The sequence below is a fragment of the Gordonia sp. JH63 genome (assembly GCF_009856645.1).
GTDB classification, from domain to species: domain Bacteria; phylum Actinomycetota; class Actinomycetes; order Mycobacteriales; family Mycobacteriaceae; genus Gordonia; species Gordonia hongkongensis.
The window spans coordinates 3,078,988-3,104,605 of the sequence record NZ_CP047235.1 but is presented as its reverse complement, the minus strand read 5'-3'; the positions used below and the strand labels follow the sequence as shown (position 1 = coordinate 3,104,605).

15 protein-coding genes (1 of these 15 cut by a window edge) are annotated in these 25,618 nt (G+C 68.8%); 10 read left to right on the top strand and 5 right to left on the bottom strand.

Translation table 11 applies throughout. The features are described 5' to 3' along the window. Positions 1-66: 66 nt before the first annotated feature. Complete coding sequence (locus GR168_RS13795) at positions 67-645, bottom strand: 2'-5' RNA ligase family protein (protein ID WP_137810688.1); 579 nt, start codon at positions 643-645, stop codon at positions 67-69. A gap of 225 nt (positions 646-870) precedes the next feature. On the opposite strand from GR168_RS13795, the gene rpsA reads away from it, so the two are divergent. Then, a complete protein-coding gene (gene rpsA, locus GR168_RS13790; protein ID WP_058251851.1) occupies positions 871-2,349 on the top strand; it encodes a 30S ribosomal protein S1 in 1,479 nt (492 codons plus the stop codon). Positions 2,350-2,428: 79 nt separating this feature from the next. Here rpsA and GR168_RS13785 read toward each other — a convergent pair whose 3' ends face one another. Both GR168_RS13785 and GR168_RS13780 read right to left on the bottom strand, forming a co-directional pair. Next, positions 2,429-3,028, bottom strand: a complete 600-nt coding sequence (locus GR168_RS13785; protein WP_137810689.1) for an SWIM zinc finger family protein — start codon at positions 3,026-3,028, stop codon at positions 2,429-2,431. Next, complete coding sequence (locus GR168_RS13780; RefSeq protein WP_343212998.1) at positions 3,025-4,485, bottom strand: DEAD/DEAH box helicase; 1,461 nt, start codon at positions 4,483-4,485, stop codon at positions 3,025-3,027. Before GR168_RS13780 ends, GR168_RS13785 begins: the two co-directional genes overlap by 4 nt. A 369-nt stretch (positions 4,486-4,854) precedes the next feature. On the opposite strand from GR168_RS13780, the gene GR168_RS13775 reads away from it, so the two are divergent. The 4 genes from GR168_RS13775 (at position 4,855) to GR168_RS13760 (ending at position 8,558) form a co-directional block, all read left to right on the top strand. Then, on the top strand, positions 4,855-5,601 hold the full coding sequence (locus GR168_RS13775; protein ID WP_171011684.1) for a TetR/AcrR family transcriptional regulator: 747 nt from the start codon (positions 4,855-4,857) through the stop codon (positions 5,599-5,601). 91 nt (positions 5,602-5,692) lie between these two features. Continuing rightward, on the top strand, positions 5,693-6,925 hold the full coding sequence (gene aztD / locus GR168_RS13770) for a zinc metallochaperone AztD (RefSeq protein WP_068972475.1): 1,233 nt from the start codon (positions 5,693-5,695) through the stop codon (positions 6,923-6,925). A gap of 128 nt (positions 6,926-7,053) precedes the next feature. Then, a complete protein-coding gene (gene coaE / locus GR168_RS13765; protein WP_137810691.1) occupies positions 7,054-7,950 on the top strand; it encodes a dephospho-CoA kinase in 897 nt (298 codons plus the stop codon). 137 nt (positions 7,951-8,087) lie between these two features. Beyond that, positions 8,088-8,558 carry a hypothetical protein gene (locus GR168_RS13760; protein ID WP_137810692.1) on the top strand — a complete coding sequence of 157 codons (471 nt, stop codon included), beginning with the start codon at positions 8,088-8,090 and terminating at the stop codon, positions 8,556-8,558. A 1-nt stretch (position 8,559) separates the two neighbouring features. On the opposite strand, the gene GR168_RS13755 is transcribed toward GR168_RS13760, so the two are convergent. Then, entirely contained in the window at positions 8,560-9,153 is a 594-nt protein-coding gene (locus GR168_RS13755) for a DUF402 domain-containing protein (RefSeq protein ID WP_137810693.1), read from the bottom strand. A gap of 94 nt (positions 9,154-9,247) precedes the next feature. Here GR168_RS13755 and GR168_RS13750 point away from each other — a divergent pair, with 94 nt between their 5' ends. The 3 genes from GR168_RS13750 to GR168_RS13740 all read left to right on the top strand — a co-directional run bounded on the left by GR168_RS13750 (position 9,248) and on the right by GR168_RS13740 (position 12,703). Then, the gene (locus tag GR168_RS13750; RefSeq protein ID WP_137810694.1) at positions 9,248-9,913 is read left to right on the top strand and encodes a hypothetical protein; all 666 of its coding nucleotides are present in this window, start codon (positions 9,248-9,250) and stop codon (positions 9,911-9,913) included. 20 nt (positions 9,914-9,933) lie between these two features. Next, a complete protein-coding gene (gene uvrB, locus GR168_RS13745; protein WP_058251857.1) occupies positions 9,934-12,090 on the top strand; it encodes an excinuclease ABC subunit UvrB in 2,157 nt (718 codons plus the stop codon). A gap of 169 nt (positions 12,091-12,259) precedes the next feature. Then, positions 12,260-12,703: a universal stress protein gene (locus GR168_RS13740; RefSeq protein ID WP_058251858.1), complete on the top strand. Its 444-nt coding sequence runs from the start codon at positions 12,260-12,262 to the stop codon at positions 12,701-12,703. A 47-nt stretch (positions 12,704-12,750) separates the two neighbouring features. Here the strand turns inward: GR168_RS13740 and GR168_RS13735 are convergent, their stop codons facing one another. After that, entirely contained in the window at positions 12,751-13,668 is a 918-nt protein-coding gene (locus GR168_RS13735; RefSeq protein ID WP_065632418.1) for a hydroxymethylglutaryl-CoA lyase, read from the bottom strand. 456 nt (positions 13,669-14,124) lie between these two features. Between GR168_RS13735 and GR168_RS13730 the strand changes: the two genes are divergently transcribed. After that, positions 14,125-22,467 carry a non-ribosomal peptide synthetase gene (locus GR168_RS13730; RefSeq protein WP_137810695.1) on the top strand — a complete coding sequence of 2,781 codons (8,343 nt, stop codon included), beginning with the start codon at positions 14,125-14,127 and terminating at the stop codon, positions 22,465-22,467. Next, positions 22,464-25,618: the 5' end (the start) of a non-ribosomal peptide synthase/polyketide synthase gene (locus GR168_RS13725; protein WP_159370975.1), read on the top strand. 23,269 nt of this gene lie beyond the right edge of the window; 3,155 of the gene's 26,424 nt are visible here — the first part of the coding sequence; the start codon lies at positions 22,464-22,466; its stop codon lies beyond the right edge, outside the window. Before GR168_RS13730 ends, GR168_RS13725 begins: the two co-directional genes overlap by 4 nt.

Below are 25,618 nucleotides of genomic sequence, written 5' to 3'. Positions count from 1 at the left end.
GGCTACTCGGCGCGTTGCCGGGCCGACGGGGGAACGGCGGCTCCTCCGTCTGACTCCGCAGCGCGATCAGCAGGCCCGCCCCGCGAGCACGACGTCGGTTCCCGCATCTGGGTCCCAGCGTCGCAGTGCGGTGAACTCGCCGACGATCTCGGCGCGTATGTCGAGGATGTCGAAGGCGCGGACGAGCTGTTCGGCGTCCATCCGCCGCGCGAGGGTGACGTGCGGGGTCCACTGCCCGGGAGTGGTGTGCGCGAACGGCATTCGGCGACCATCGGTCGAGGCTGTCGCCGTGTCGGCCGGCTCGGGGTCGACGAACTCGGCGGACAGCCGCGAGACCTGGGCGTGGACCGACAGTAGTTCGCTCGACGGCACCACGAGCCGCGCGAGCGTGGATCGTCGGCCACCGCCGAAGACGATCGGAGCGCCGAGCCGCATGCCCACCGGCAGACGCATGGCGACCGCGGCCAGTGCCGCATCGGCGTTCCCGTCGATCCGGGACGCGGCCACCAGCGTCACGTGTGGCCGATTCGTCGGCGACGCGACGCGACCCTGATGGGGGAGTCCGGCTGCGGCGAGGGCGTCCCATTCGGCCCGAACCTGCTGGTCGGACGAGTCGTCGAGGAGGAGTTCGAGTGAGTGCGCCACGTGGGGATCGTCTCATTTTCCGCCGGGCCGCACGTCCTGGCGGCCTCGTGCGACGAGCCATTTGCCCAGCACAATGCCGCTGGAGTAGGCTTCTACACGCGCGTGTGCCCGATGACGCGCGGTTCGCACCTGCCCTGACCGGTGACAGGCCGGTCCAGGTGGTGTCGATCAACAGAGCTTTGCAGAATCGTACCTACTACACACCTGTCCGGAGCAACTCAACATATGTCGTCCCCCACGATCACCTCGCCGCAAGTAGCCGTCAATGACATCGGCACTGCCGAGGACTTTCTCGCCGCCATCGACTCCACGATCAAGTACTTCAACGATGGCGACATCGTGGAAGGCACCATCGTCAAGGTCGATCGGGACGAGGTTCTGCTCGACATCGGTTACAAGACCGAAGGCGTCATCCCTTCTCGCGAACTGTCGATCAAGCACGACGTCGACCCCAATGAGGTCGTCAACGTCGGTGACGAGGTCGAAGCCCTGGTCCTCACCAAGGAGGACAAAGAAGGCCGTCTGATCCTCTCCAAGAAGCGTGCGCAGTACGAGCGGGCTTGGGGCACCATCGAGGAGCTCAAGGAGAAGGACGAGGCCGTCAAGGGCACCGTCATCGAGGTCGTCAAGGGCGGCCTGATCCTGGACATCGGCCTGCGCGGCTTCCTCCCGGCATCGCTCGTGGAGATGCGCCGCGTCCGCGATCTGCAGCCGTACATCGGCAAGGAGATCGAGGCCAAGATCATCGAACTCGACAAGAACCGCAACAACGTGGTCCTGTCGCGTCGCGCATGGCTCGAGCAGACCCAGTCCGAGGTCCGCAGCGAGTTCCTGCACCAGCTGCAGAAGGGCCAGGTCCGCAAGGGCGTCGTGTCCTCGATCGTCAACTTCGGTGCGTTCGTCGATCTCGGCGGCGTCGACGGTCTGGTTCACGTCTCGGAGCTGTCCTGGAAGCACATCGATCACCCGTCCGAGGTCGTCGCCGTCGGCGACGAGGTCACCGTCGAGGTCCTCGACGTCGATCTGGACCGCGAGCGTGTGTCGCTGTCGCTCAAGGCAACTCAGGAAGATCCCTGGCGCCAGTTCGCCCGCACCCACGCCATCGGCCAGATCGTGCCGGGCAAGGTCACCAAGCTGGTGCCGTTCGGTGCGTTCGTCCGGGTCGACGAGGGCATCGAGGGTCTGGTCCACATCTCCGAGCTGGCCGAGCGCCACGTCGAGGTGCCGGATCAGGTCGTCGCCGTCGGTGACGACGCGATGGTCAAGGTCATCGACATCGACCTGGAGCGTCGTCGGATCTCGCTGAGCCTGAAGCAGGCCAACGAGGACTACACCGAGGAGTTCGACCCCTCGAAGTACGGCATGGCCGACAGCTACGACGAGCAGGGCAACTACATCTTCCCCGAGGGCTTCGACGCCGAGACCAACGAGTGGCTCGAAGGCTTCGAGAAGCAGCGTGAGGCATGGGAGGCCCGGTACGCCGAGGCCGAGCGTCGCCACAAGATGCACACCGCCCAGATGGAGAAGTTCGCCGCTGCTGCCGCAGAGGCCGCCAACGCCCCGACCGACTACTCGTCGGCGTCGGAGAGCCGCGGCGGATCGTCGTCGAGCAGCAGCTCGACCGGCGGATCGTCGGCCGGCGGTTCGCTGGCCAGCGACGAGCAGCTCGCCGCACTGCGTGAGAAGCTGTCGGGCAACGCCTGACACGCCTCGCTCACCGAGCACCATGAAGAAGCCCTCCCGGGAAAACCGGGAGGGCTTCTCTCGTTCTCACACTCGGCGGTCAGTCGGGCGGCCCGGTCCGACGCCCCGCACTCCAATAATCGCGGGCGTCGAAGGTCGTCAGAGCCGCCCACCGCAGCGGCATCCGGCTCGGTGGTCCATCCGGGTGTTCCGCGCCACCGGCAACTCCGCTGAGCCGTGCCTCGAAGTCGCGTAGGCGGAGGGCCAGCGAGGGCTCTCGATCGACGGCCGCGGCGAGGGCGTAAAGCGTGGCGAGGATGTGCAGGCACCGGTCGCCGCGGGCGCGGCAGGAGCAGTCGGCGACCTCGAGAACCGGTGACGACCACGACGCCGCTTCGATGAGGCGACGATGCATGTCGTCGGTCGGTTCGGTGGACTCGCCGAGCACCTCCCGCAGCGTCGTCGCGGTGGCCGGGGACATGGCATCGAACTCGAGGTGTGCCATCGACGCCTCGCCGCCACGCTGCACCAGACCGCTGACCGAACGTCCGTCGACGGTGAGCGTGACGCCGCCGTTGCGGGCGACACTGCGGGCTCGTGGCGCCGAGGCGTTGGGGCCACGCGCCGAGATCGGCTCGGCGAGCCGGACGATCTCGGCGCCCCAGCGGGTGAACCCGAATTCGGCAGGAGTGCTGGTCATCGCGCCTCCCGGTGACGCCGCAGGATGTCCATCAACCGCTCGTCGTCGAGGCCGGTCAGCTCGGTGAGAGCGGACGTGTCGTCCGCGTGCGCGCCGAGCGCGGACTTGCGCCGGTGCAGGCGATCGATGTGCTCTTCGAGGGATGTGGCCGAGGTGAGGGTGGTGATCGTGACGGGACGTTCCTGGCCGATTCGGTGCACGCGGTCGGACGCCTGGGCCTCGACCGCCGGGTTCCACCAGCGGTCGAAGTGGATGACGTCGCAGGCGCGCGTGAGGGTGAGTCCGACGCCGCCGGCTTTGAGGCTCATGACCATCAGCCCGGGGCCATCGCCCGACTGGAAGGCGGCGACGAGTTCGTCGCGACGGCTCGCCGAGAGACCGCCGTGGAAGAACGGTGCGTCGACCGCCAGTTGTTCGGCGAAGTGCCGGACGAGCAGTTCACCGGTTTCCCGGTACTGGGTGAAGACGAGCGTGGGGGAGCCGGTACGCAGGTTGTCACCGAGGATCTCTGTGCACACGTCGAGCTTGCCCGAGCGTCCCGCGAGCACCCGGGTGTCGCCGGTGACGAGGCCGGGATGGTTGCAGATCTGCTTGAGCCGGGTGAGTGTGGCGAGAATCCGTCCGTGTCGTTCGAATCCGTCGCCGAAGCCGGTGTCTTCCACGCGCGCGAGGTGAGCGTCGTAGAGCTGCGCCTGTTCGTCGGTCAGATCGACGAGCACCGGATTGGCGATCTTCGGCGGCAGCGCCGACGCCACGCGGGACTTGGTGCGCGCCAACATCACCGGCGCGACCGCCACCCGAAGTCGTCGCAGCGCGCCGGCGTCGCCGTCGTCGACGGCTTTGGTGAAGCGCCGCCGGAACACCGCCCGGTGAGGAAACAGTGCGGGCGCGACGACCCGGAGAATCGCCCAGAGGTCGTCGAGACTGTTCTCGATGGGAGTGCCGGTCAACGCGACGTGAGCCCGGGCGCCGACGGTGCGCGCCGCGCGCGACACCTGGGTGCGCGGGTTCTTCAGGGCCTGCGCCTCGTCGAACACGGCTGTGGCCCAGTCGAATCGACGGACATCGGCGATGCTCAGTCGCAATCTCGCGTAGGAGATCACGGTGATCGAAGCGGGCCCGTCCGGCGCATGCTCGAGGGGGCCGGTGTACACGTTCAGATCGGGCGCGAAGCGGGCCACCTCGTGACTCCAATTGGTCACGAGGCTGGTCGGGCAGACGACCAGCTGTGGTCCCTCGTTCGCCCGAAGCGTCAGCAGTCCGATCGCCTGGACGGTCTTGCCCAGTCCCATCTCGTCGGCCAGCACGGCACCGCCGGTGACCTCCGCGGTCCGGGCCAGCCAGGCGACACCGCGAATCTGATACGGCCGCAGATGGGCTCGCACAGTGTCTCGCAGTATGTCCTCGGCGGCGAGACACTCCAGCAGCGCTGTACGGGCGAAGTCCGCAGTCGTCATCGCCGTCCCGGTGGGATCGATCTCGGCGTGTGCGGCGAGCGGCAGCGGTGTCGCGGAGTCGCCGGCGAGTGTGCGTCGCCACGCTTCGACCGACTCCGCGACTCGGCTCGGATCACCCTGGTCGCACGCGGCCAGGAGCGCCGGGGGGTCGACGAGTTCGCATCGGACGTCGCGAACGACGAGGTCGCGGCCGTCAGGGACCGCGAGGCGGCAGCTGTCCGATAGGTTCCCGGCGTCGGACTGGTGGGAAGACCAGAGCGCGAACTGATGCAGGTCCGGCAGATACGTGGCCTGAGTGGGCAGCGGACACTCCTCTTGGTACGGTGTACGGAGTTGTTACTCGGTACACCGTACGGGAAAGGCGTCATAGTGTCGACCTCAGATGATGCACGCACGCTGGTCCGACTGCTCTGGCGAGCCGAGGCCGGAGACGTCGGCCCGCGGCGGGGGCCGCGGCAGCGGGTATCGGTCGACGACATCGTGACGGCGGCGATCGACCTCGCGGACGAGCGCGGGCTCGCTGCGGTCTCGATGCGCGCCCTGGCCGCCGAACTGGGCGTCGGGCCGATGAGTCTGTACACCTATGTGCCGACGCGTGATGTGCTGGTGGCGCTCATGATCGATCACGTGACGGCACGGACTCCGATGCCCGGGCCGGCGCCGACCGTCGTCGAGTCCCTGGCGGAAGTCGCGCGCGCACTGCGTGCCGAGTGTCTCGACCACCCATGGCTGCTGGCGGCCTCGCCGTGGCGCCAGGTGCTGGGCCCGCACCGTCTGGCCCGGTACGAGCGGCAGCTCGAATTGCTCGAGTCGACCGACATCTCGGATGTGCAGCGAGACCACATCATCGCACTGCTCGGTGCCTTCGTGGCCGGCAACGCCCGCGAGGCGGTCGGGGAGCGGACGGCCGCCGAGGAGTCCGGGATGAGCGACGCGCGATGGTGGGAGATCGTCGGTCCTGAACTCGCGGCGGTCATCCCCGATGGTGCGTACCCCCTGTCGGATCGGGTCGGCAGTGCGGTCGGAGAGATCCATCAGGCGCCCGGCGCCCCCGACGACGCCTTCGAATTCGGACTCGCCCGCGTGCTCGACGGGTTGCGGCCGTTGCTGTCCTGATGCCGGGGTGTTCGTGAGGAGCGGCTGTTGCGGGCCACCACCATCCCATGCGTTGTTGACAATGATTTTCATATCCATGTTCACTGTTCGGGTGTTTGCACAACGGACAAAACTGACCCGCTCTCTCGCGTTTCTCACCGCCGCGTCGTTCGCGCTCGTCGCCTGCGGGAGCGAGGATTCGAGCGAATCCGCGCCCGCCTCCAGCTCGGCCGCGGCCGTCGAGCAGCAGAGCGCCACGCCGCGCCTCGCGCTCAGCTACGACGGCGGCATCCTGGTCCTCGACGCAGAGTCGTTGGAACAGGTCGCCGACCTCCCGATCGACGGCTTCATCCGGCTCAACAGCGCCGACAACGGCCGCAACGTGTTCGTCTCGGAGTCGGACGGGTTCCGGGTTCTCGACATGGGTACCTGGACGCGTCAACACGGCGACCATGGTCACTACTACACGACGACACCGGCCCTCACCGACATGACGTTCGGCGGTGAAGAGCCGGGACACGTTGTGCCACACGACTCCCGGATCGCCCTGTTCACCGACGGCACGGGCCAGGTCGACATCGTCGAGCCCGCCGAGCTCCTGCGCGGGAACCCGGCGTCGACCTCGTTCACACTTCCCGAGCCGCACCACGGGGTCGCGGTGTTCCGTGAGGACGGCACGGTCGTCGTCACCGTCGGAAACGAGGACTCGCGCAGCGGGATTGCAATTCTCGACCCCGAGCGCAAGGAGATCGTGCGCAACGACCAGTGCCCGGGCGTGCACGGTGAGGCCGCCGGCGCCGACGGAGTCCTCGCTTTCGGTTGCGAGGACGGACTGCTCATCGTGAACGGGAACGACATCCGCAAGGTCGAGAGCCCCGACGAGTACGGCCGCATCGGCAACCAGGCCGGCAGCGAGGAGTCTCCGATCATCCTCGGCGACTACAAGTCCGATCCGGACGCCGAACTCGAACGGCCGACCCGGTTCTCGCTCACCGACACCCGCACCGGTCAGCTCCGGCTCGTCGACCTCGGCACCTCCTACAGCTTCCGGTCCATCGAGCGCGGTCCCGGCGGGTCCGCCGTGATCCTGGGAACCGACGGTGCCCTACACGTCTTCGACGCCGACACGGCGGCCAAGACCGCCACGATCCCCGCCATCGGCGCGTGGACCGAACCCGACGAGTGGCAGTCCCCGATGCCGAACGTCGTGGTGCAGGAGGGCATCGCCTACGTCAGCGACCCGGCGGCCAAGAAGATCGTCGCCGTCGATCTGAACAAGAACGAGAAGGTCGGCGAGGCGGACCTGCCGCACGAGACCATCGAACTGGCGGCCGTCACCGGCTGATCCATCAACCCGAGGAGACCTCGTCTCGACGTCGTGACCCGCTGAGGGTCATCGCGCGAGACGGGGTCTCTCGTGTTCGGCGGGGCCCTTCCTACGTGTCGCAGACGGAATTTGTCACACTGGTGGGCGTGATCAGGCTTGGGCTGACCGGTGGCATCGGGGCCGGCAAATCGACTGTGGCAAAGACGTTCGTCGAGCGGGGCGCGTACATCATCGACGCGGACAAGGTCGCCCGGGAGGTGGTCGAGCCGGGATCCGAGGGTCTGGCTGCGCTCGTCGAGGCGTTCGGTCCGGACATCCTGGCCGCCGACGGGAATCTCGATCGTCCGGCTCTCGCGGCGAAGGCCTTCGTCGACGACGAGTCGCGGCTGACGCTCAACGGCATCACCCACCCGCTCATCGGGGCGCGGACACAGGCCATGCTCGACGCCGCACCGGCCGACGCAATTGTGGTGCAGGACATCCCGCTGCTGGTCGAGAACCACACGGCGCCGTTCTTCCATCTGGTCGTGATCGTGTTCGCCGAGGCCGACGTGCGGTTGCACCGGCTGACGACCATGCGGGGTGTCGCCGAGGCCGATGCCCGTGCCCGCATCGCCGCACAGGCGACCGACGAGCAGCGTCGTGCCGTGGCCGACGTATGGCTGGACAACTCGGGCGCCCCCGAGGAACTGGCGGCATCGGCCGCCCGGGTCTGGGACGAGCGCCTCGTGCCGCTCGAGTTGAACGTCCGCGAGCGTCGCGTCGCCGAGTCGGTGCCCGGACTCGTGGCAGCAGAACCGAATCCCAATGGTCCGTCCGCGCGTCTGGTGAACCGATTGTGGGCGCTCGCCGGCGAACTGGCCACCGCGGTCGACATCGTCAACCCGGCGACGGTCGAGTTGCGGGTGACCGCACGTGACGCCGGCGCCGCGGAGGGCTTGGCGGATCGTCTCGCCGACGGTGGATTCGCACCGGCCGGACCGGATCAGTACGGGTCCTGTGACCCGGGGCGGCCGGCCACGGTGCGGGTCGTCACACGCTGACCGGCGGTTGGCCCAAAAACTGACTACAAACGTTACCAAAATCGGCACATGCTGCCCCGTCCGCTGCTAACTTGTGAGTCGCACGCCCCCGCGGTGGGGGTGGTCGCTGAGGACGAAGCCCAGGAGTGGAGCACAGCATGGTCGGTCGGGGAAGTCGGAGTCGCGCGCGGATTGCCAGTGGCGCAATAACTTTCGGTGCAGTTGCGTGCGCAAGCGTGGCGCTGGCCGCGCCGGCGGAGGCGGCGTTGCAGGGCATCGCGGTGGACACTCTTCCGGGTTACGGCTCGTCGGCCAACGGCTCGTTCAACTACGGAGTGTACGGCGCGGGATGTTCCTACACACTGTCGGTACTCGTCAGCGATCCGCGTTCGGCGAAGTCGAACCTGAAGGTCACGCTGGTGGGCGCCGGGCGCACGGTCACGATCTACGACCAGAAGCCCACGAGTGTCGAGATCCGGCCCAACTGGCGACCGTCGACCCCGGGCCGCTACCTGCTGAAGGCGACCCTCGACGGAGTCGAGAAGTCGAGGGCGGTCACGGTGGGCACCGGCGTCCAGCTCCCGGACTTCATCCGAAACGGATCCTGCTTCGTGCTGCCGACGTACTGATCTACCGGGCCTCGCCGTGGCGGCGGTGGTCGTGGTCGCGAAAGGCCACCGCACCACCCGCCGCGGCGTCGAGCCAGGCCTGTATGTCGTTGCCGTGTTCCGCCGCGCCGACTAGTGCACGCGTGGCGATCTCGACGGCTTCGACGCACTGCGCGGTGTCGAGAAGTCCCTCACGGTGGGCCTCGAGCAGCTCGTCGGTGTCGAGCAGCAGGGGAGGGGTGCCCGGCACGTCGACGAGATCGAGGTACCAGTCCTCGGCATGCCACCGGCCGTCGTCGTCGGGGCCGGCGAACCGGCCGACATCCAGGTACAGGCGCTGCCCTTCGCGGTAGCCGCCTTGGTAGTGGAAGATGTTGGCGCGCAACCCCAAAGCGGGTAGCAGCCATGACTCCAGGTGGTCGAATCTGGGGTGCCCGGGAGCGTGGCGCGACATGTACAGCCCGAAGTCGGTGACGCGATACTCCTCGACCTCCCGGACGAATCCCTTGTTGTCGGTGTTCGTCATCGCCGGGACGTCGAAGACCTCGCGTTTGGGCGGGTGTAGCGGGTGCGGTGCTGACCCGGGGTCGGCGGTGCGCCCGCCATCGCTCGTCATGCTTTGAATCTAGCCAGCCTCACCGACGATCTCAGGGTGAAAGCCCGAGTTCTCACCGATGCGTCCGACCGCCGGTCCGCGGGATGGTCGGAACATGAGGACTTTCGTCGCCGAACGGGGCCGTGCTGTGGCCCGCGAACGAATCACAGCGCGGCCGACCGTCAAGCGCGCACGGCACGTGCTGCTGTGGATACACGTGCTCTCGTCCGTCTGTTGGATGAGCCAGGCGCTCGCGATGGCGGTTCTGATGCTGAATCCCGGGGACGGGGGCGCGGTCGCCGCGCACGTCCTCGACACCACGGTCCTGGTGGTCTCGGCCAATGTGTCCGCGATGTCGGGATTCCTGTTGTCCGCCACGACGCCGTGGGGCTTCTTCCTCCACTGGTGGGTCCTCGTGAAGTTCGCGATCACGGTGAGCCAGCTCGTCGTCGGGATCGCGGTGCTCTCACCAGCTCTCGACTCGGCGGCGCGCGCCCGCGAAGTCGCGTCGGCCGGCCTGCTCGCGTCGACGGTCCTGATGGCCACGTTGATCGCGTTCCAGGGCTGGCTGTCGATCGCGAAACCGTGGTCGCGCGTGCCGCGCCGGACCCGCGGCAAGGCGCCGGTTCCGGGCCCGGTGGTCCGGGTCGCGGCGCCCGTCGCGCTCCTCGCCGACGTCGGAGTGTTCGTCGTCGTCGGCCAGCCGATCCCGCTGTGCTCGGCGGTCGTGCTCGTCGCCGCGCTCGTCGGACGCCGGTCCGCGGGAACATCGCTGTCATAGGTCGCGTTTACCCTGGCACTATGGCTTTTGCAGCAGAACGCCCCGTCATCGCGCACTCGGAGTTCCGGCCGGTCGGCGAGATCGAGCGGACCGATGCCCGCCTGCAGGTCGTCAGCGAGTACGAACCGGCCGGCGACCAGCCCGCCGCCATCGAAGACCTCACCCGCCGGATCAAGGCCGGGGAGAAGGACATCGTCCTCCTCGGCGCGACCGGCACCGGAAAGTCGGCGACCACGGCCTGGCTCATCGAGCAGGTCCAGCGCCCGACGCTCGTGATGGCGCCGAACAAGACGCTCGCGGCGCAGCTCGCGAACGAACTGCGCGAGATGCTGCCCAACAACGCCGTCGAGTACTTCGTCTCGTACTACGACTACTACCAACCAGAGGCGTACATCGCGCAGACCGACACCTACATCGAGAAGGACTCGTCGATCAACGACGACGTCGAGCGCCTACGTCACTCGGCGACGTCGAGCCTGCTGTCGCGACGCGACGTGGTCGTCGTCGCCTCGGTGTCCTGCATCTACGGCCTCGGTACGCCGCAGTCCTATCTCGACCGGTCCGTCGAGATCGAGGTCGGTCAGGAGATCGATCGCGACGCCCTGCTGCGTCTGCTCGTCGACGTCCAGTACACGCGCAACGACATGTCGTTCACCCGCGGCAGCTTCCGGGTACGCGGGGACACGGTCGAGATCATCCCGTCCTACGAGGAACTGGCTGTGCGCATCGAGTTCTTCGGCGACGAGGTCGAGTCGCTGTACTTCCTGCATCCGCTGACCGGTGACGTCGTGCGCCAGGTCGACTCGCTGCGCATCTTCCCGGCCACCCATTACGTCGCCGGGCCCGAGCGCATGGAGAAGGCGATGGCGAGCATCGAGCGCGAGCTCGAGGAGCGACTCGCCGAGCTGGAGGGCAAGGGCAAGCTGCTGGAGGCCCAGCGTCTGCGCATGCGCACCACCTATGACCTGGAGATGATGCGTCAGGTCGGGTTCTGCTCGGGCATCGAGAACTACTCGCGCCACATCGACGGGCGAGCCGCGGGGAGCGCGCCGGCCACGCTCATCGACTACTTCCCGGACGACTTCCTCCTCGTCATCGACGAGTCGCACGTGACGGTGCCCCAGATCGGCGGCATGTACGAGGGCGACATGTCGCGCAAGCGCAACCTCGTCGAGTACGGATTCCGGTTGCCTTCGGCGGTCGACAACCGACCGCTCACATGGGACGAGTTCGTCGACCGCATCGGACAGACCGTCTATCTGTCCGCGACTCCCGGGCCGTACGAACTGGGCCAGTCCAACGGCGAGTTCGTCGAACAGGTGATCCGTCCGACGGGACTCGTGGACCCGCAGGTCGTGGTGAAACCCACCAAGGGCCAGATCGACGATCTGGTCCATGAAATCCGTGAGCGAACCGATCGCGACGAGCGCGTCCTGGTGACCACCCTGACCAAGAAGATGGCCGAGGATCTCACCGATTACCTGCTCGAACTCGGTATCCGCGTCCGGTACCTGCACTCGGAGGTCGACACCCTGCGTCGTGTCGAACTGCTCCGCCAGCTGCGGTCCGGTGATTACGACGTTCTGGTCGGCATCAACCTGCTCCGCGAGGGTCTCGACCTGCCCGAGGTCTCGCTCGTCGCGATTCTCGACGCCGACAAGGAGGGCTTCCTGCGGAGCACCACGTCGCTCATCCAGACGATCGGTCGCGCGGCCCGCAACGTGTCCGGCGAGGTCCACATGTATGCGGACAAGATCACCGATTCGATGCGCAACGCCATCGACGAGACCGAGCGGCGTCGCGAGAAGCAGATCGCGTACAACAAGGCGAACGGCATCGATCCGAAGCCGCTGCGCAAGAAGATCGCCGACATCCTGGACCAGGTCTACAAGGAAGCCGAGGACGAGGCCGTGGCGGTCGGCGGTTCCGGACGCAACTCCAGCCGCGGACGCCGCGCACAGGGTGAGGTGTCGAAGGCCGGTAGTTCGGGGGTCATCGAGAAGCGTGACGTGTCGATGATGCCCCGCGCCGAGCTCGCCGACCTCGTGTCCCAACTCACCGACCAGATGATGAGTGCCGCTCGGGATCTGCAGTTCGAACTCGCCGGACGACTCCGCGACGAGATCGCCGACCTGAAGAAGGAGATGCGAGGGATGGACGCGGCCGGGATCAAGTGACGTCTGTTCGGGGTGGCAGCGTCGGGTTCACGATGTGCCGATCACCACGAACGGGGGACAGACGTGCCCGTGGCACACTAATGTCCCCGTGCAGGACCCCTGCATTGTGGGTACACGCGATGACGCCTCGCTGATGGGCAGCGAGGCGAATTCATGTCGAGAGGTTGGGATGAGCTCTTACGAAACCGTCGTCGTCGGAACGGACGGCTCCGAGTCGTCGATGAAGGCTGTGGAGCGTGCGGGTGCACTCGCGGGCGACGCTCAGTTGGTGATCGCGTGCGCGTACTTCCCGAACGAGCGCGGAGCCGGCGACGCCGCGGATGTCCTGAAAGACGAGGCGTACCAGGTCACCGGATCGACGCCGACCGAGGAGATCCTGCGAACCGCGAAGGAACGGGCCACCAAGGCCGGTGCGTCGAACGTGGTGCAGCGCCCGGTCAAGGGTGCTCCGGTCGACGCGCTCCTGCAGTTGGTGAGCGACGTCAAGGCCGATCTTCTCGTCGTGGGCAATCGCGGCCTGAATTCGATCGCCGGGCGGCTCCTCGGATCGGTCCCCGCCGATGTGGCCCGCAAGTCGGCGTGCGACGTGCTGATCGTCCACACCACCGGATAGTCGGCGAAGGGTTTCCCACCGGTGCGTTCGCACCGATGGGGTCCCGCTCAGATGTCCCCGTCTCCGCGGACGGCCGGAAATGCTCCGGCACGTCCGAGGAGTGCGGGGACATTCTTGTCGAGGGCCCGGCCCAGCCACGCGGCGGCGTCGATCAGCCCCTGCATGTCGACACCCGTGCTGACCTCGGACCGATCGAGTGCGTAGACGAGATCCTCGGACGCGATGTTGCCGGTCGCCGCGGGAGCGAACGGACACCCACCGAATCCGCCGACACTGGCGTCGATGGCGCCGGCCCCCGAATCGAGCGCGGTGAGAGCATTCGCGTAACCGGTGTTCCGCGTGTTGTGGAAATGCCAGCGCTGTGGAATACCGGGCGCACGCTCCGCCGTGCGGGCGGCGAGATCGCGGACCTGCGCCGGAACCCCGACGCCGATCGTGTCGGCGAGAGCGATCTCGTCCGGGGCGGCCTGATCGGTCAACCGCGCCACGATGTCGGAGATCCGGCGAGGGTCGACCTCGCCCGTGAACGGGCAGCCGAACGCGACCGCGATGGTCACCGTCGTCGCGAGGCCGGCCGCGCGCGCGTCGCGCACCACATCGACGGCCGCCGAAATGGTGTCCTCGACGCTGCAGCCCTGATTACGGTGGCTGAACGCCTCGGTGGCCACGACGACCGCGTTCACCTCGTCGACCGCGGAGGCGAGAGCGCGGTCGAGACCACGACGATTCAGGACGAGACCGATATAGGAGACACCGTCCACGCGGGGCACCCCGGCCATGACCTCCTCGGCGCCGGCCATCTGCGGTACGCGTTTGGGGTTCACGAAACTCACCGCCTCGATCCGGCGCACGCCGGCGTCGACGGCCCGGGCTATGAACTCGATCTTCTCCTCGACGGAGAGCAGGGTCTGCTCGTTCTGCAACCCGTCCCGCGGGCCCACCTCGATCAACTGCACGTCTGACACCAGTCCGATCTTGCCTTGTCCGGCGCTGCGACTCCATCGATCGAGGCCCGCTCGCTTCGCTCCCGGCGCCGGTGTCTATTCGGCCCGCTCGCTTCGCTCCCGGCGCCGGTGTCCATTCGACCCGCTCGCTTCGCTCCCGGCGCCGGGCAATGCCATGTCCGAGATGTCGTTCTGCCCCGGTGTCGGTCGAACGACCGAATCCTACGGACCCGGAACCCCGCCATACGGTACGAGAGTGACCAGTGTGGCTCCAACGCACTCGGGTGATCCCATCTGTCACACCAGTTTTCGAACTCGTCTGATCGTCGGGAACGGCCGGTCGTGCGGGATGTATCACTTTCCGAAGCGGATGCGATGTACCGCGTATGATTCGTTGCTGTTCGACGATCGCTGCGGGGGGACGCGGGGGCGTCATCGTCGAGCGACCCAATCGCCGAAACCGACGTCGGACGACGCATGGATGACACTGTGTCCCACCGAGATGGGACTGGGGGAGACTGGCGCCCGGGGGCACCCCGCGCGCCTCGAGGGGCGGATCTACTGGATCTGACCGCGGCCCAACGCGCCATGTGGTTTGCCGAGAACCTGGTCGACGACCACTCGGTCACCGTCGCGCACTACCTCGACATCGTCGACGACGGACGCCCGTTCGATCGGGAGTTGTTCCGTCGGGGAGTACTGGAGGCGGCACGCGACCTGCAGACGGCGTACACGCGCGTGGTCGAGGTCGACGGCACGCCTCGGCAATACATCGACTTCTCCGTTCCGTTCGACGTGATCGACGTCGATCTGCGGACGCACCCGGATCCCGAAGCGGCAGCCGCCGACTGGATGCGCGCCGACCATCAGCGGTCCGTGGACCTGCTCGCCGATCCGGTCGCCGTCGCGGCCTTCATCCGGATCGCCGACGACCGGACGTACTGGTACATGCGCGGGCACCACATCGCGTTCGACGGATACGGCGCGCTGATGTGCCTGCACGAAGCGGTGGCGCGCTACAACGAGCACCGCGCACCGAATACTGCGGCGGAGGTCGCTGCCACGGTGCCGCCGCGAACCGGGCGCCGACCGGTCCGCCGCGCCAGCATCGCCGAGGTGGTCGCCAACGACGCCGCCTACCGGCAGAGCACGCGGTTCGAGAAAGACCGCGAATTCTGGCAGGAACGCGCCGCCGGGCTCCCCGAGCGGGTCAGCCTCGCTGCACACCCGGCCACCGCCGGCGTCCGCAACGAGACCGTCGTCTCCGCCGGGCTGCTCGGTCCCGAACTGGATGAGGCACTGCGTCGGTGCGCCCGGGACCTCGACGCCTCGGTTGCCGCCATCCTCACCGCCGCGTTCGCCGCGTTCCTCGCGCGCATGTCCGGCAGCGACGACATCGTCCTCAGTCTGCCGGTCACCGCACGGACGACAGCGCGCGTCCGGCACTCGGCCGGGATGGTCTCCAACATGTTGCCCCTGCGTGTGGACGGAATCTCCTCCGCGACGTGCGCCGACGTCGTCGCGGCGGTCAGCGCGGAGATCACCGCGGGTCTGCGCCATCAACGGTATCGATCCGAGGACATCAGGGCGGCAGCCGGTTTCGGTGATGCCCGCGGTACGTCGTTCGGACCGCTGGTCAACCTGTTGCTGTTCGACAAGCCGATCGTCATCGACGGCGCCCGCGTGCGCTATCACATGCTGTCCGCCGGTCTGGTCGAAGACCTGGTGATGAACGTCTTCGCGGCCGGCCCGGAGGCCCCGCTGGAAGTGGGTCTGCACGCGAACCCCACGCTGTACGGGTCGGCGGAACTCGAGGCGCACCGCGATCGCCTGCTCAACGTGCTCACACAGTTCGTCGCGCACCCGAACCGGCCGGTCACCGACCTCGACCTGCTGATGGCCGGGGAGTCGGCAACCCTGGAAGACCTCGGTTCCGGCGGGCCGGCCGTCGGCGTGGTCGGTGAGCACGTGCTGGCCGCCTTCGATCGCCAGGTCGAGTCGACGCCGGACGCGCCCGCGGTGACGTTCGGCGACACCACCCTCACCTACCGCGACTTCGCGCGTGCCTGCGACACATTCGCGGACCGGTTCACGAGTCTGGGCGCCCGGCGCGGCGATCGCATCGTCGTGGCACTGGACCGCTCGATCGAGCAGGTGTGCGCCGTGTATGCCGCGATCGGGCTGGGTGCGGCCTACGTGCCGGTCGATCCGGCCGAACCGGACGAGCGGCGACAGGCGATCATCGCCGCGGTCGAACCCGCACTGGTCGTCGACGCACACTTCGTCGCCGGTCTCGACTCCCCGCGTCGAGGTCCGACGGCATGGCCGCATCGGGAGACCCGGGTTCCGACTGATCTGGCCGCCTACGTCATCTTCACTTCGGGATCGACCGGGACGCCCAAAGGTGTCGAGATCGGTCATCGGGCGATCGAGCAACGCCTCGGGTGGATGCAGCACGATCACCCGATCGCCGCGGGCGACGTCGTGCTGTACAAGACGCCGGCGACCTTCGACGTGTCGGTCTGGGAGTTGCTGTGGCCGTTGCGCGTCGGGGCGCGGATGGTGATCGCGATGCCCGGCGGACACCGCGATCCCGCGTACCTCCGCGACCTCATCGCGCGCTCCGGCGTCACCGTCCTGCATTTCGTGCCGTCGATGCTCGATGCCTATCTCGACGTGGTGCTCGGACCGGACCCCGGTGGTTCGACGACTCAGTCCGTCGACGACTTCGGCGGAACCGACACAATGGCGCACGAACGGCTCTCCCTACCCGACCACGTGCGCTGGGTGTTCACGTCGGGCGAGGCGCTGCCGGCCCGGCTCGCCCGGCGCGTACGGTCGACCACCCGTGCCGGACTGGTGAATCTGTACGGGCCGACCGAGGCGGCGATCGACGTGACCGCCCAGCGGGTCACGACGGATGGTCCGGTCGTTCCGATCGGACACCCGGTACCGGGGACCGAGGTGCGGGTCCTCGACGGCCGACTACGTCCGGTTCCGGTCGGGGTCGCCGGCGAGTTGTATCTGGTGGGGCCGCAGCTGGCATCGTGCTACGTCGGTGCTCCGGGACTGACATCGGGCAGGTTCACGGCCGATCCGCGGGGGGACGTGGGTGCCCGGATGTACCGCACCGGGGATCTGGTCCGATGGACTGCCGACGGTGAACTGGAGTATCTGGGACGAACCGATCAGCAGATCAAGATCCGGGGTCAGCGCGTGGAACCCGGCGAGGTGGAGGCGGTGATCGCCGCGATCCCGGGCGTCGACGCGGTAGCGGTCGTCGCCCGCCGCGATCTCGGGCCCGCACCGGTTCTCGTCGCCTATCTCCGTGCTCGCCGGGATGGGTCCGTGCCCGAATCCCCCGCCGATCATGATGCCGGTGACACCCGGCAACTGCTCGATGCCGACGCTGTGCGCGCGCACTGCCGACGGCGACTCCCCGGACACATGGTTCCGCCGGGGATCGTCTTCCTCGACGCGTTTCCCACCACCCGATCGGGCAAGCTGGACACGCGCGCGCTGCCGGTTCCCGTACTCGGCTCCGCCGCAACGAGTTTCCGGACGCCGCAGACCCCGGTCGAGCGGGCGATCGTGTCGCTGGTGGAGGAGGCGTTGGACCGTGAGGGGGTCAGCGTCTCGGACAATCTCTTCGCTTTGGGTGCGGATTCGTTGCTCGCCGCCCGGATGGTGGCCCGCGCACGTGTCGACCACGGGCTGGGGATCGCCCTGACCGACGTCTTCGACGCGGTCGACCTCGCCGATCTCGCGTCACGCGCCGTGGTCGTCCCGCAGTCCGACCGGTCCGCCGCGACCCGGTCGCAACCACCCCGTCCGGCGCGAATCCCGCTGTCGCAGGCGCAGACCCGGTTGTGGTTCATCAACCGGATGTCGCCGGCCGAGTCGACCTATAACATGTCGGGCGCGCTGCGCCTGGCGCACGCGCTGGACGCCGATGCCATGCACCGGGCGGTCCGGGACGTCGTGGACCGGCACGAGATCCTGCGCACGGTGTTCCCGGTCGTCGACGGCGAACCCGAGCAGCGAATCCTGGACTCGCGCACGGCTGCCGATCTTCTGGCCGGCGGGACACATGTTGAACTCGTCGCCGGGAGCGCAGCGAGCGGGACACATGTCACTGTCGCCGGGAGCGCAGCGAGCGGGACACATGTGACCGACGCCGGAGACGATGTGGACAAGGCGATCTCCGCCATCACCGACGTCGGCTTCGACCTGGCCGAGGAGATCCCGTTCCGGTACCGCCTGCTGACCGGTCATCCGGATGGCGACATCGTCGTGCTGGTCCTTCATCACATCGCGGCCGACGGGCACTCGCTCCGGCCGCTGCTGCGAGATCTGATGACCGCGTACGACAGTCGGCGCGCGGGTGCGGAGCCGGATCTCGCGCCGTTGCCGATGCAGTACGCCGATGTCGCCGTCGAGCGCGCCGAGACGCTCGGAACGCCGGATGCGCCGTCGTCGGTTCTGGTCGAGGGCCTGGAGTTCTGGCGGGGGGAGTTGCGTGGCGCGCCGGATCTGCTGCAGTTGCCCACCGATCGGCCGCGTCCGCGGGTGATGTCGAGCAGCGGAGCGCATGTGGACACCGTGCTCGGGACGGGCCTGACCGCGGGGATCCGGCAGCTCGCGATATCGTTGGCGGTCACCCCGTTCGCGGTGTTCCAGTCCGCCCTGGCGATCACCTTGGGTCGGCTGGCCGCCACCGACGACGTGAGTATCGGGACCGCGGTCGCCGGCCGCGACGATCCGGCGCTCGCCGACCTCGTCGGCATGTTCGTCAACACCGTCGTGCTGCGAACGACCCTGCAACCCGGGGACACCGTCGTCGACTTCGTCACCGCCGCGCATCGCCGCTGCGCGCGTGCGATGAGCCGCGCCGACGTCCCGTTCGAACGGGTCGTGGACGCTGTCGCGCCACACCGGTCGCCGTCGCACTCGCCGCTGTTCCAGGTCGCGCTGACGGTTCAACCCGATCAGTTGGCCGAGCTCGCCCGATGGGCCGGGTCCGCGGAGGTCCTCGATGCCCGGGTACCGTCCGCGAAGTACGACGTGACCGTGTCGGTCACCGACCGCACCGACCGTTACGACGTCGAATTCGCCTATGCAACCGACCTTTTCGACGACGCTACGGTGCACGACATGGCGCGGCGGCTGGAGTTCGTCCTGGAGCAGATGGTGCACGAGCCGTCGCGGAGCATCGGTGCGATCGACCTGCTCCGCCCGGACGAGATGCGTACCCTGGCGGCGCCGGCCTGGGGATCGCGTCCCGAGCAGACCCTCGCAACCCTGCTGACGCGCGGTCTCGCGAGCGCCGACCCCGGCGCCCCTGCCCTGCTCGGGGAGAGCGCGGTCCGCTGGTCCGAGGTGACGACCACGACCAATCAGATCGCCCGCGTCCTGATCGAACGCGGCATCGGCCCAGGCGACGTCGTCGCGGTGAGCATCCCGCGCTCGCCCCGGTCGGTCCTGGCCGTACTGGGCGTGGCCATGAGCGGCGCCGCCTTCGTGATGATCGACTCCCGTCTGCCCGCCGCCCGCCGTTCGGCGATGCTCGCCGACAGCGGTGCGGTTCTGGTCATCACGGCGGATCCCGTCACCACGGACGGCGCCGGGTCCTCGGTGACCCGATCCACGGTCGCGGAGCTGGTTCTCGATGACCTCGAGGTGGATCTGGGCATCGCCGGACGGCCGACGCACCGGGTGGCCGACGCCGAGCGGGTACGGCCGATCGCCCTCGACGACGCGGCCTATCTCCAATTCACCTCCGGGTCCACCGGCCGGCCCAAGGCCGTCACGGTGACCAACGCCGGGTTCGCCGAACTGGTCGGCGAGCAGCAGCATCGCTTGGGCGCGGGCCCGGACTCGCGCATACTCCACGTCGCCGCACCGGGATTCGATGTTGCGGTCTGGGAGATCGTGTTCGCGGTGTGTTCGGGCGCCCAGCTGGCGATCAGCCCACCCGAGGTGTTCGCCGGTCCCGAGCTGGCGACCATCATCGCCCGTCACCGGGTCACCCACACGATCATGACGCCCACCGCGCTCGCCACTCTCGATCCTGCGGCGGTGCCCGAACTCTCGGTCGTGATGGTGGCGGGCGAGGCCTGCCCTCCGGAGTTGGTCGCGAGGTGGCACGCGGCGGGCCGCCCGCTGCTCAATCTCTACGGTCCCAGCGAGACCACGATCTGGGCCACCGCCTCCGCGCCCCTCCGGCCCGCGGAACCGGTCACTATCGGTGGGCCGATCGCCGGAGTCGGCGTCCGGGTCCTCGACGCCTGCCTGCGTCCGGTGCCGGACGGTGTCCTGGGTGAGCTGTACCTGTCGGGACGGGCACTCGGGCGCGGCTACCACGGTCGTCCCGGACTGACGGCGGGCCGGTTCGTCGCCGATCCGTTCGAGACCGGGGGGCGGATGTACCGCACCGGTGACCTCGTCACGCGCACACCGTCCGGCGACATCGTCTACCACGGGCGCAACGACTTCCAGATCAAGATCCGCGGCATGCGGGTCGAACCCGGCGAGGTCGACGGCGTGCTCGCAAGCCATCCCGATGTGGACATCGCGGTCACCGTCGGGACGTCGACACCGGCTGGGGACACGGTGCTGGTGTCGTATGTGACCGCCCCTGCCGACCGGGTCCCCGCACCCGAGCACATCCTCGACCACGCCGCCGCCCGTCTCCCGTCGCACCTCGTGCCGCACACCGTGGTGGTGCTCGACGAGTTGCCGATGACCCGGACCGGCAAGGTCGACCGCCGCGCCCTGCCCGCGGTGGAGATCTCGCCCGCACGTGAATATGTCGGCCCCCGCAGCCGGCTCGAGGGCGTCGTGGCCCAGATCTTCGCCGACGTGCTCGGTCTGCGGGAGGTCAGCGTGTACGACGGGTTCTTCGAACTCGGCGGGAGCTCGCTGTCGGCGACCAAGGTCGCCTATCGCGTCGAACAGCACGTCGGACGCCGCGTGCCGATGTCGCTGCTCTTCGAGAACCCGACCGTCGCGGACTTCGTGGCGGCGGTGGCGACGGCCGACCGGGCGGTCTCGGGACGCATGCTGACGCCGCGCGAACGCACTCATCTCGTCGACCTCACGGGGGTGCAGCGCGGCCTGTGGTCGATCAACCAGACCGATCCGGCCTCGCCCGCCTACAACGTCGGCCTGACCCTGGAACTCGACGGCCGGCTCGACGTCCCGGCCCTCACGGGCGCGGTGGGTGACCTCGTCGCGCGGCACGAGTCGCTGCGCACCCGTTACCCGCTGCACGACGGCACACCGGTGCAACTCATCATCCCCGCTGCGGATGCGGTGCACGCGTTGCGGATTCCGCTCGTCGATCTCGCCGGTGACCGGCCCGACATGCCCGCCGAGGACCGGTTGGGCGCCGAGGTCGCGGCTGTCGTCGGAGCTGGTTTCGACCTGACCGGCCCCCCGGCGGTACGCGCGACGATCCTGCGCGTGAGCCCGGACCGGCACTTGCTGGTGTTCGTCGTCCACCACATCAACGCCGACGGTGGGTCGCTCGGCCCGCTGGCCCGCGACCTCGCCGAGTTCTACTCCGCCCGCATCTCGGGGCGAGCCGGATCGAGAAGTGCGGTGGGGCAGCGCGTGCAGTTCGCCGACTATGCGATCTGGCACGCCGAGCGCCTGCAGACCACGCGGCCCGACGGGGAGACGGAACGGCAGCGTCAACTGCGGTACTGGGGGCAGCGTCTGGATCGGGCGGGGGAGCCGGCGACGATCCCGACCGACCGGCCCCGGCCCGTGGAGCCCCGCCATGTGGGCGGAGTGGTCGATCTCGACATCCCGTCGTCGACCGCGACGATGCTCCGTCAGATGGCGCGGGTGGGCAACACGACGCAGTTCGCCGTCCTGCACGCGGCGCTCGCGGTCCTGATCAGGCGGTTGTCGGGAAGCGACGACATCGTCATCGGCACACCGTTCGCCGGTCGTGATGATCCCGCCCTGACCGACATGGTGGGGATGCTCGCGACCACGGTGCCCCTGCGTACGCGGCTTCGCCTCGACGAGCCGTTCGCGGAGCTCTTGCGACGGGTGCACAGCGATGATTTCGCCGACCTGGGTCACACCGACGTGTCCTTCGACGAGATCGTCGATCATCTCGCCCGGACCGACCGTGCGTCGGTCCGCCGCGGACGCCGCAACCCGTTGTTCTCGGTGATGCTCTCGTACCAGAATCTCGAGTTCCCGGACATCGAACTCGACGGGCTGCATGTCCGGCCGCGTCTGCCCGAGTCCTTTCCCGCCAAGGTGGACCTCGAGGTCATGCTCTACCCGGGAGACCCCGACGGCGTCGACCGGAACGGCGCGTTGGGCGGGCAGATCGCCTTCGACACCGATCTCTTCGACCCCGGCACGGTGGCCCTGTTCGCCGAGAGGTTCCGAAATCTGTTGGCCGACATCGTGTCACGGCCGGACACTGCGATCGGGGATCTCGCCGTCTGGGCGGAGCAGAACGCGCCGGATGTGCGCGGAACCGATGCCGTTCGGCCGCTGCACGAGCTGGTGTCGGAGGTCGCGGCCGTCGCGCCCGACACGGTCATCGGCGTCGCGGGGGCGCCACAGGTGACCTTCGCCGATCTCGAGGCAACCGCGGTCGCCATGTCGATGTCGATTCCCGACGAAGACCCGGCGGAGGCGTTGACGATCGCCGTGGCGACGCTCCTCGCCGACGCCGACCGGTCCATCGACGAGGTCTTCGACAGCGTGCGCACCGCCGCCGATGCCGTCGTGCACGGCCACACGGGCGCCGGATCGGGCGCGGTCCAGCGAAATCGAGTGGAACCCGCGTGACGTCGGACACCTCGATTCCCCGCACCTCGACGGGGCATGCCCAGCCGTCGCTGCGCCGCCCGTCCGCGCTTCGGCTGCTGGCGCTCGCCGCCGCCCATGCGGGCGACGACGAGGCCATGTCCGGGACGGCCGGCCCGGTGACCTTCCGTGCTCTGCACCGCCGGGTCTCGGCCTCGGCGATCACCCTGGCGGAGCGGGGCGTCGCGTCCGACGCCGCCCTCCGCGCAACGGTGACGGCGCTGATGCCGCGCGCGGGGCTGAGCGGATCGCAACTCGCTACCGCCGCGGCCGGAATCGTCGATGAACTCGACCGGCGGATCACCGAGATCCTGGGCCTCGGTGACCGCGAGTCGCTGCCGGGGCTTTTCCGGATCGCCGCACGACGACGTGCCGACGCCGTCGCTCTCGCCGACCTCGACGGGGCGTCGCTCACCTACCGGGAACTCGACGAGCGCTCCGAACGGATGGCGCACGCCCTTGTCGATCGTGGTGCGGGTCCCGAAACACTCGTGGGGGTCGCGCTTCCGCGCTCGGTGGACCTCATCGTGGCGTTGCTCGCGGTTCTCAAGACCGGTGCCGCCTATCTACCCCTCGACCGGACACACCCGGTTGCGCGCCTGCGCGGGATCGTCGAGGACGCGTCGCCGGTCGCCGTCGTGGCCGACGCCGAGACGGTCGGGGCCTGGGCTGCGATGCCCGCGCCGCTGTGCACGCCGCAGGACCTGTTGGCGCAGTACGACATCGATGCCCGGTCGGTCTCGACCCCACCGCTGCCGGAGCACGTGACCGCCCAGTCGAGCGCCTACGTGATGTACACCTCCGGATCCACCGGGCGCCCCAAAGGCGTTGTCGTCACCCACGACAACGTGGTGTCGCTGCTCGATGCGCTCGACGCCGTCGTGGAGAGTTCGCCCGACGACGTGTGGTCGATGTTCCACTCCTACGCGTTCGACGTCTCGGTCGGCGAGATCTGGGCCGCACTGCGCGCCGGCGGTCGTCTCCTCGTGCTCGACCACGCGACGACCCGCGCCCCGGACGACGTGGTCGAGGCGTTCGACCGACACGGGGTCACGATCGTCAACTTCACCCCGTCGTCGTTCTATCAGTTCGCGGCGGTCGTCCGCCCACCCCTCGGCCGTCGATTGCCCGACTCCGTTCGGCGCCTGCACTTCTCGGGCGAACTCCTCGACTACGAGCATGTCCGGACATGGCAGACGGACCGGGCGGCCGACGGGTCGGCGACCCGTCCCGGCGCCGATGTCGCGGGCCCGCAACTGAACAACATGTACGGTCCCACCGAGACGACCGTCTACATGACCCGTCGGGATCTGACGCGCGCATTCGTCGACCGGGCAACCGCCTCCGACATCGGGACCCCGCTGCTCGGTTCGCGGGTGTACGTCCTCGACGGTCGGCTCGCCCCCGTGCCCGACGGCGTGCCCGGTGAACTGTACGTCGCGGGCGCCCAGGTCACCCGCGGGTTCCTGAACCGGCACGGTCAGACGTCCACACGGTACGTCGCCGACCCGTTCGGACCGCCGGGCGGTCGGATGTACCGGACCGGCGACGTCGGGATGTCCCGCAACGGGTCCATCGAATTCGTGGGACGACGCGATGGCCAGGTGAAACTCCGCGGCTTCCGGATCGAGCTGGGAGAGGTCGAGTCGGCGATGTCGGCGCTCGACGGCGTCGACGCGGCGGGGGCGGACATCCGTACGCTCGGCGACACCGAGCATCTCGTCGGCTACCTCGTCGCCGCGGGCGGCGCCGCTTCGTCGGCCGTTGACGCAGTCGGGCTGTCGGACAGCGAGATCCGTACGCGCCTGGCGACCGCGGTGCCCGAGTACATGGTGCCCACCCGGTTCGTCCGGCTACCCCGACTGCCGCTCACCGTGAACGGCAAGCTCGATCGCGGCGCGCTGCCCGATCCGGGGTCCGGCGATGGCCCGGAGGTCGCCGAGCCGCCCGCCGGCGCGACCGAGGCGGCCCTGGCCGCACTGGTCGCCGAGATCTTGGGCGTGAGCGACGTCGGGGTCACCACGTCGTTGTTCGATCTCGGTGGCAACTCGCTCACCGCTACCCGGGTGGCCGCCCGGGCAGCCGAGCATTTCGGCACGACGGTCTCCGCGCGAGATGTGTTCGCCGATCCGACGGTCCGGGGTCTGGCAGCGGTCATCGATGGACGCGACCCCGGAGACCACGACGGACGCGGGGGAGCTGATCGCCGGGTGCCCCTGCGCCGAGTGGGCCGCGACGGGGTGCTCCCGTTGTCGCCCGCACAGCGTCGAATCTGGTTTCTGGAGACGCTGGATCCGGGCGGGGCCGGGTATCTCATCCCGGCCGTGCTCCGCCTCGATGCCGCATCGGGTTCGGGTCCGGAGGCGGCGGATGACCGGTCCCCGGACCCTGCGGTCGTCGCCGCGGCTCTCGCGGATCTGCTTGCGCGACATGAGGTGCTGCGCACGCGATTCGTATCGGTGGACGGCGCTCCCGAGCAGGTCATCGCGCCCGCGGGAGACCCTCGACACGACGTCCGGGTGACACCCCCGATCGACATGCGCGGCGCCGACGAGGGCGACGTCACGGCCACCATCGCCGAGATCACCAGTCGTGGATTCGACCTCGAAGCCGGTGCGCCCGTTCGGGCCCGCCTGATCCGCGTCGCCGACGACGCCGTGATCCTGGTCCTGGTGGTGCACCACATCATCAGCGACGGCGGCTCCGTCGCGCCGATGGTCACCGACTTCGTCACCGCATACGAGGCGCGCGCGGCCGGCCGCGAACCCAGCTGGGCGCCCCTGCCGATCCAGTACGTCGACTACTCGGTGTGGCAGCACCATCGGCTCGGGGACGCTGCCGACCCCACGTCTCTCGCAGCACGTCAGCTCGACCACTGGCGAACCCGTCTCGCCGGGGTGCCGGCACTCATCGAGTTGCCGGTGGACCGGCCGCGCACCCCGGTCCGGGACGACACGGGTGCCGAGCTGTCGGCGGCGTTCGACGCAGCCACCTGGAACGCTCTGGGAGACCTCGCCGGTCGGCACGGCGCGACGATGTTCATGGCCGTCCACGCCCTGCTCGCGGTCACTCTCGTGCGGTCCGGCGCCGACGAGGACGTCGTCATCGGGACCCCGGTCGCCGGTCGGGGCGA

Excerpts from the sequence above, each read along its gene's own strand:
- uvrB (WP_058251857.1), top strand. The coding sequence starts at position 9,934 with ATGGCTTTTGCAGCAGAACGCCCCGTCATCGCGCACTCGGAGTTCCGG.
- GR168_RS13760 (WP_137810692.1), top strand. The coding sequence starts at position 8,088 with ATGGTCGGTCGGGGAAGTCGGAGTCGCGCGCGGATTGCCAGTGGCGCA.
- GR168_RS13750 (WP_137810694.1), top strand. The coding sequence starts at position 9,248 with ATGAGGACTTTCGTCGCCGAACGGGGCCGTGCTGTGGCCCGCGAACGA.
- GR168_RS13785 (WP_137810689.1), bottom strand. The coding sequence starts at position 3,028 with ATGACCAGCACTCCTGCCGAATTCGGGTTCACCCGCTGGGGCGCCGAG.
- rpsA (WP_058251851.1), top strand. The coding sequence starts at position 871 with ATGTCGTCCCCCACGATCACCTCGCCGCAAGTAGCCGTCAATGACATC.
- GR168_RS13740 (WP_058251858.1), top strand. The coding sequence starts at position 12,260 with ATGAGCTCTTACGAAACCGTCGTCGTCGGAACGGACGGCTCCGAGTCG.
- GR168_RS13780 (WP_343212998.1), bottom strand. The coding sequence starts at position 4,485 with ATGACGACTGCGGACTTCGCCCGTACAGCGCTGCTGGAGTGTCTCGCC.
- GR168_RS13755 (WP_137810693.1), bottom strand. The coding sequence starts at position 9,153 with ATGACGAGCGATGGCGGGCGCACCGCCGACCCCGGGTCAGCACCGCAC.
- GR168_RS13730 (WP_137810695.1), top strand. The coding sequence starts at position 14,125 with ATGGATGACACTGTGTCCCACCGAGATGGGACTGGGGGAGACTGGCGC.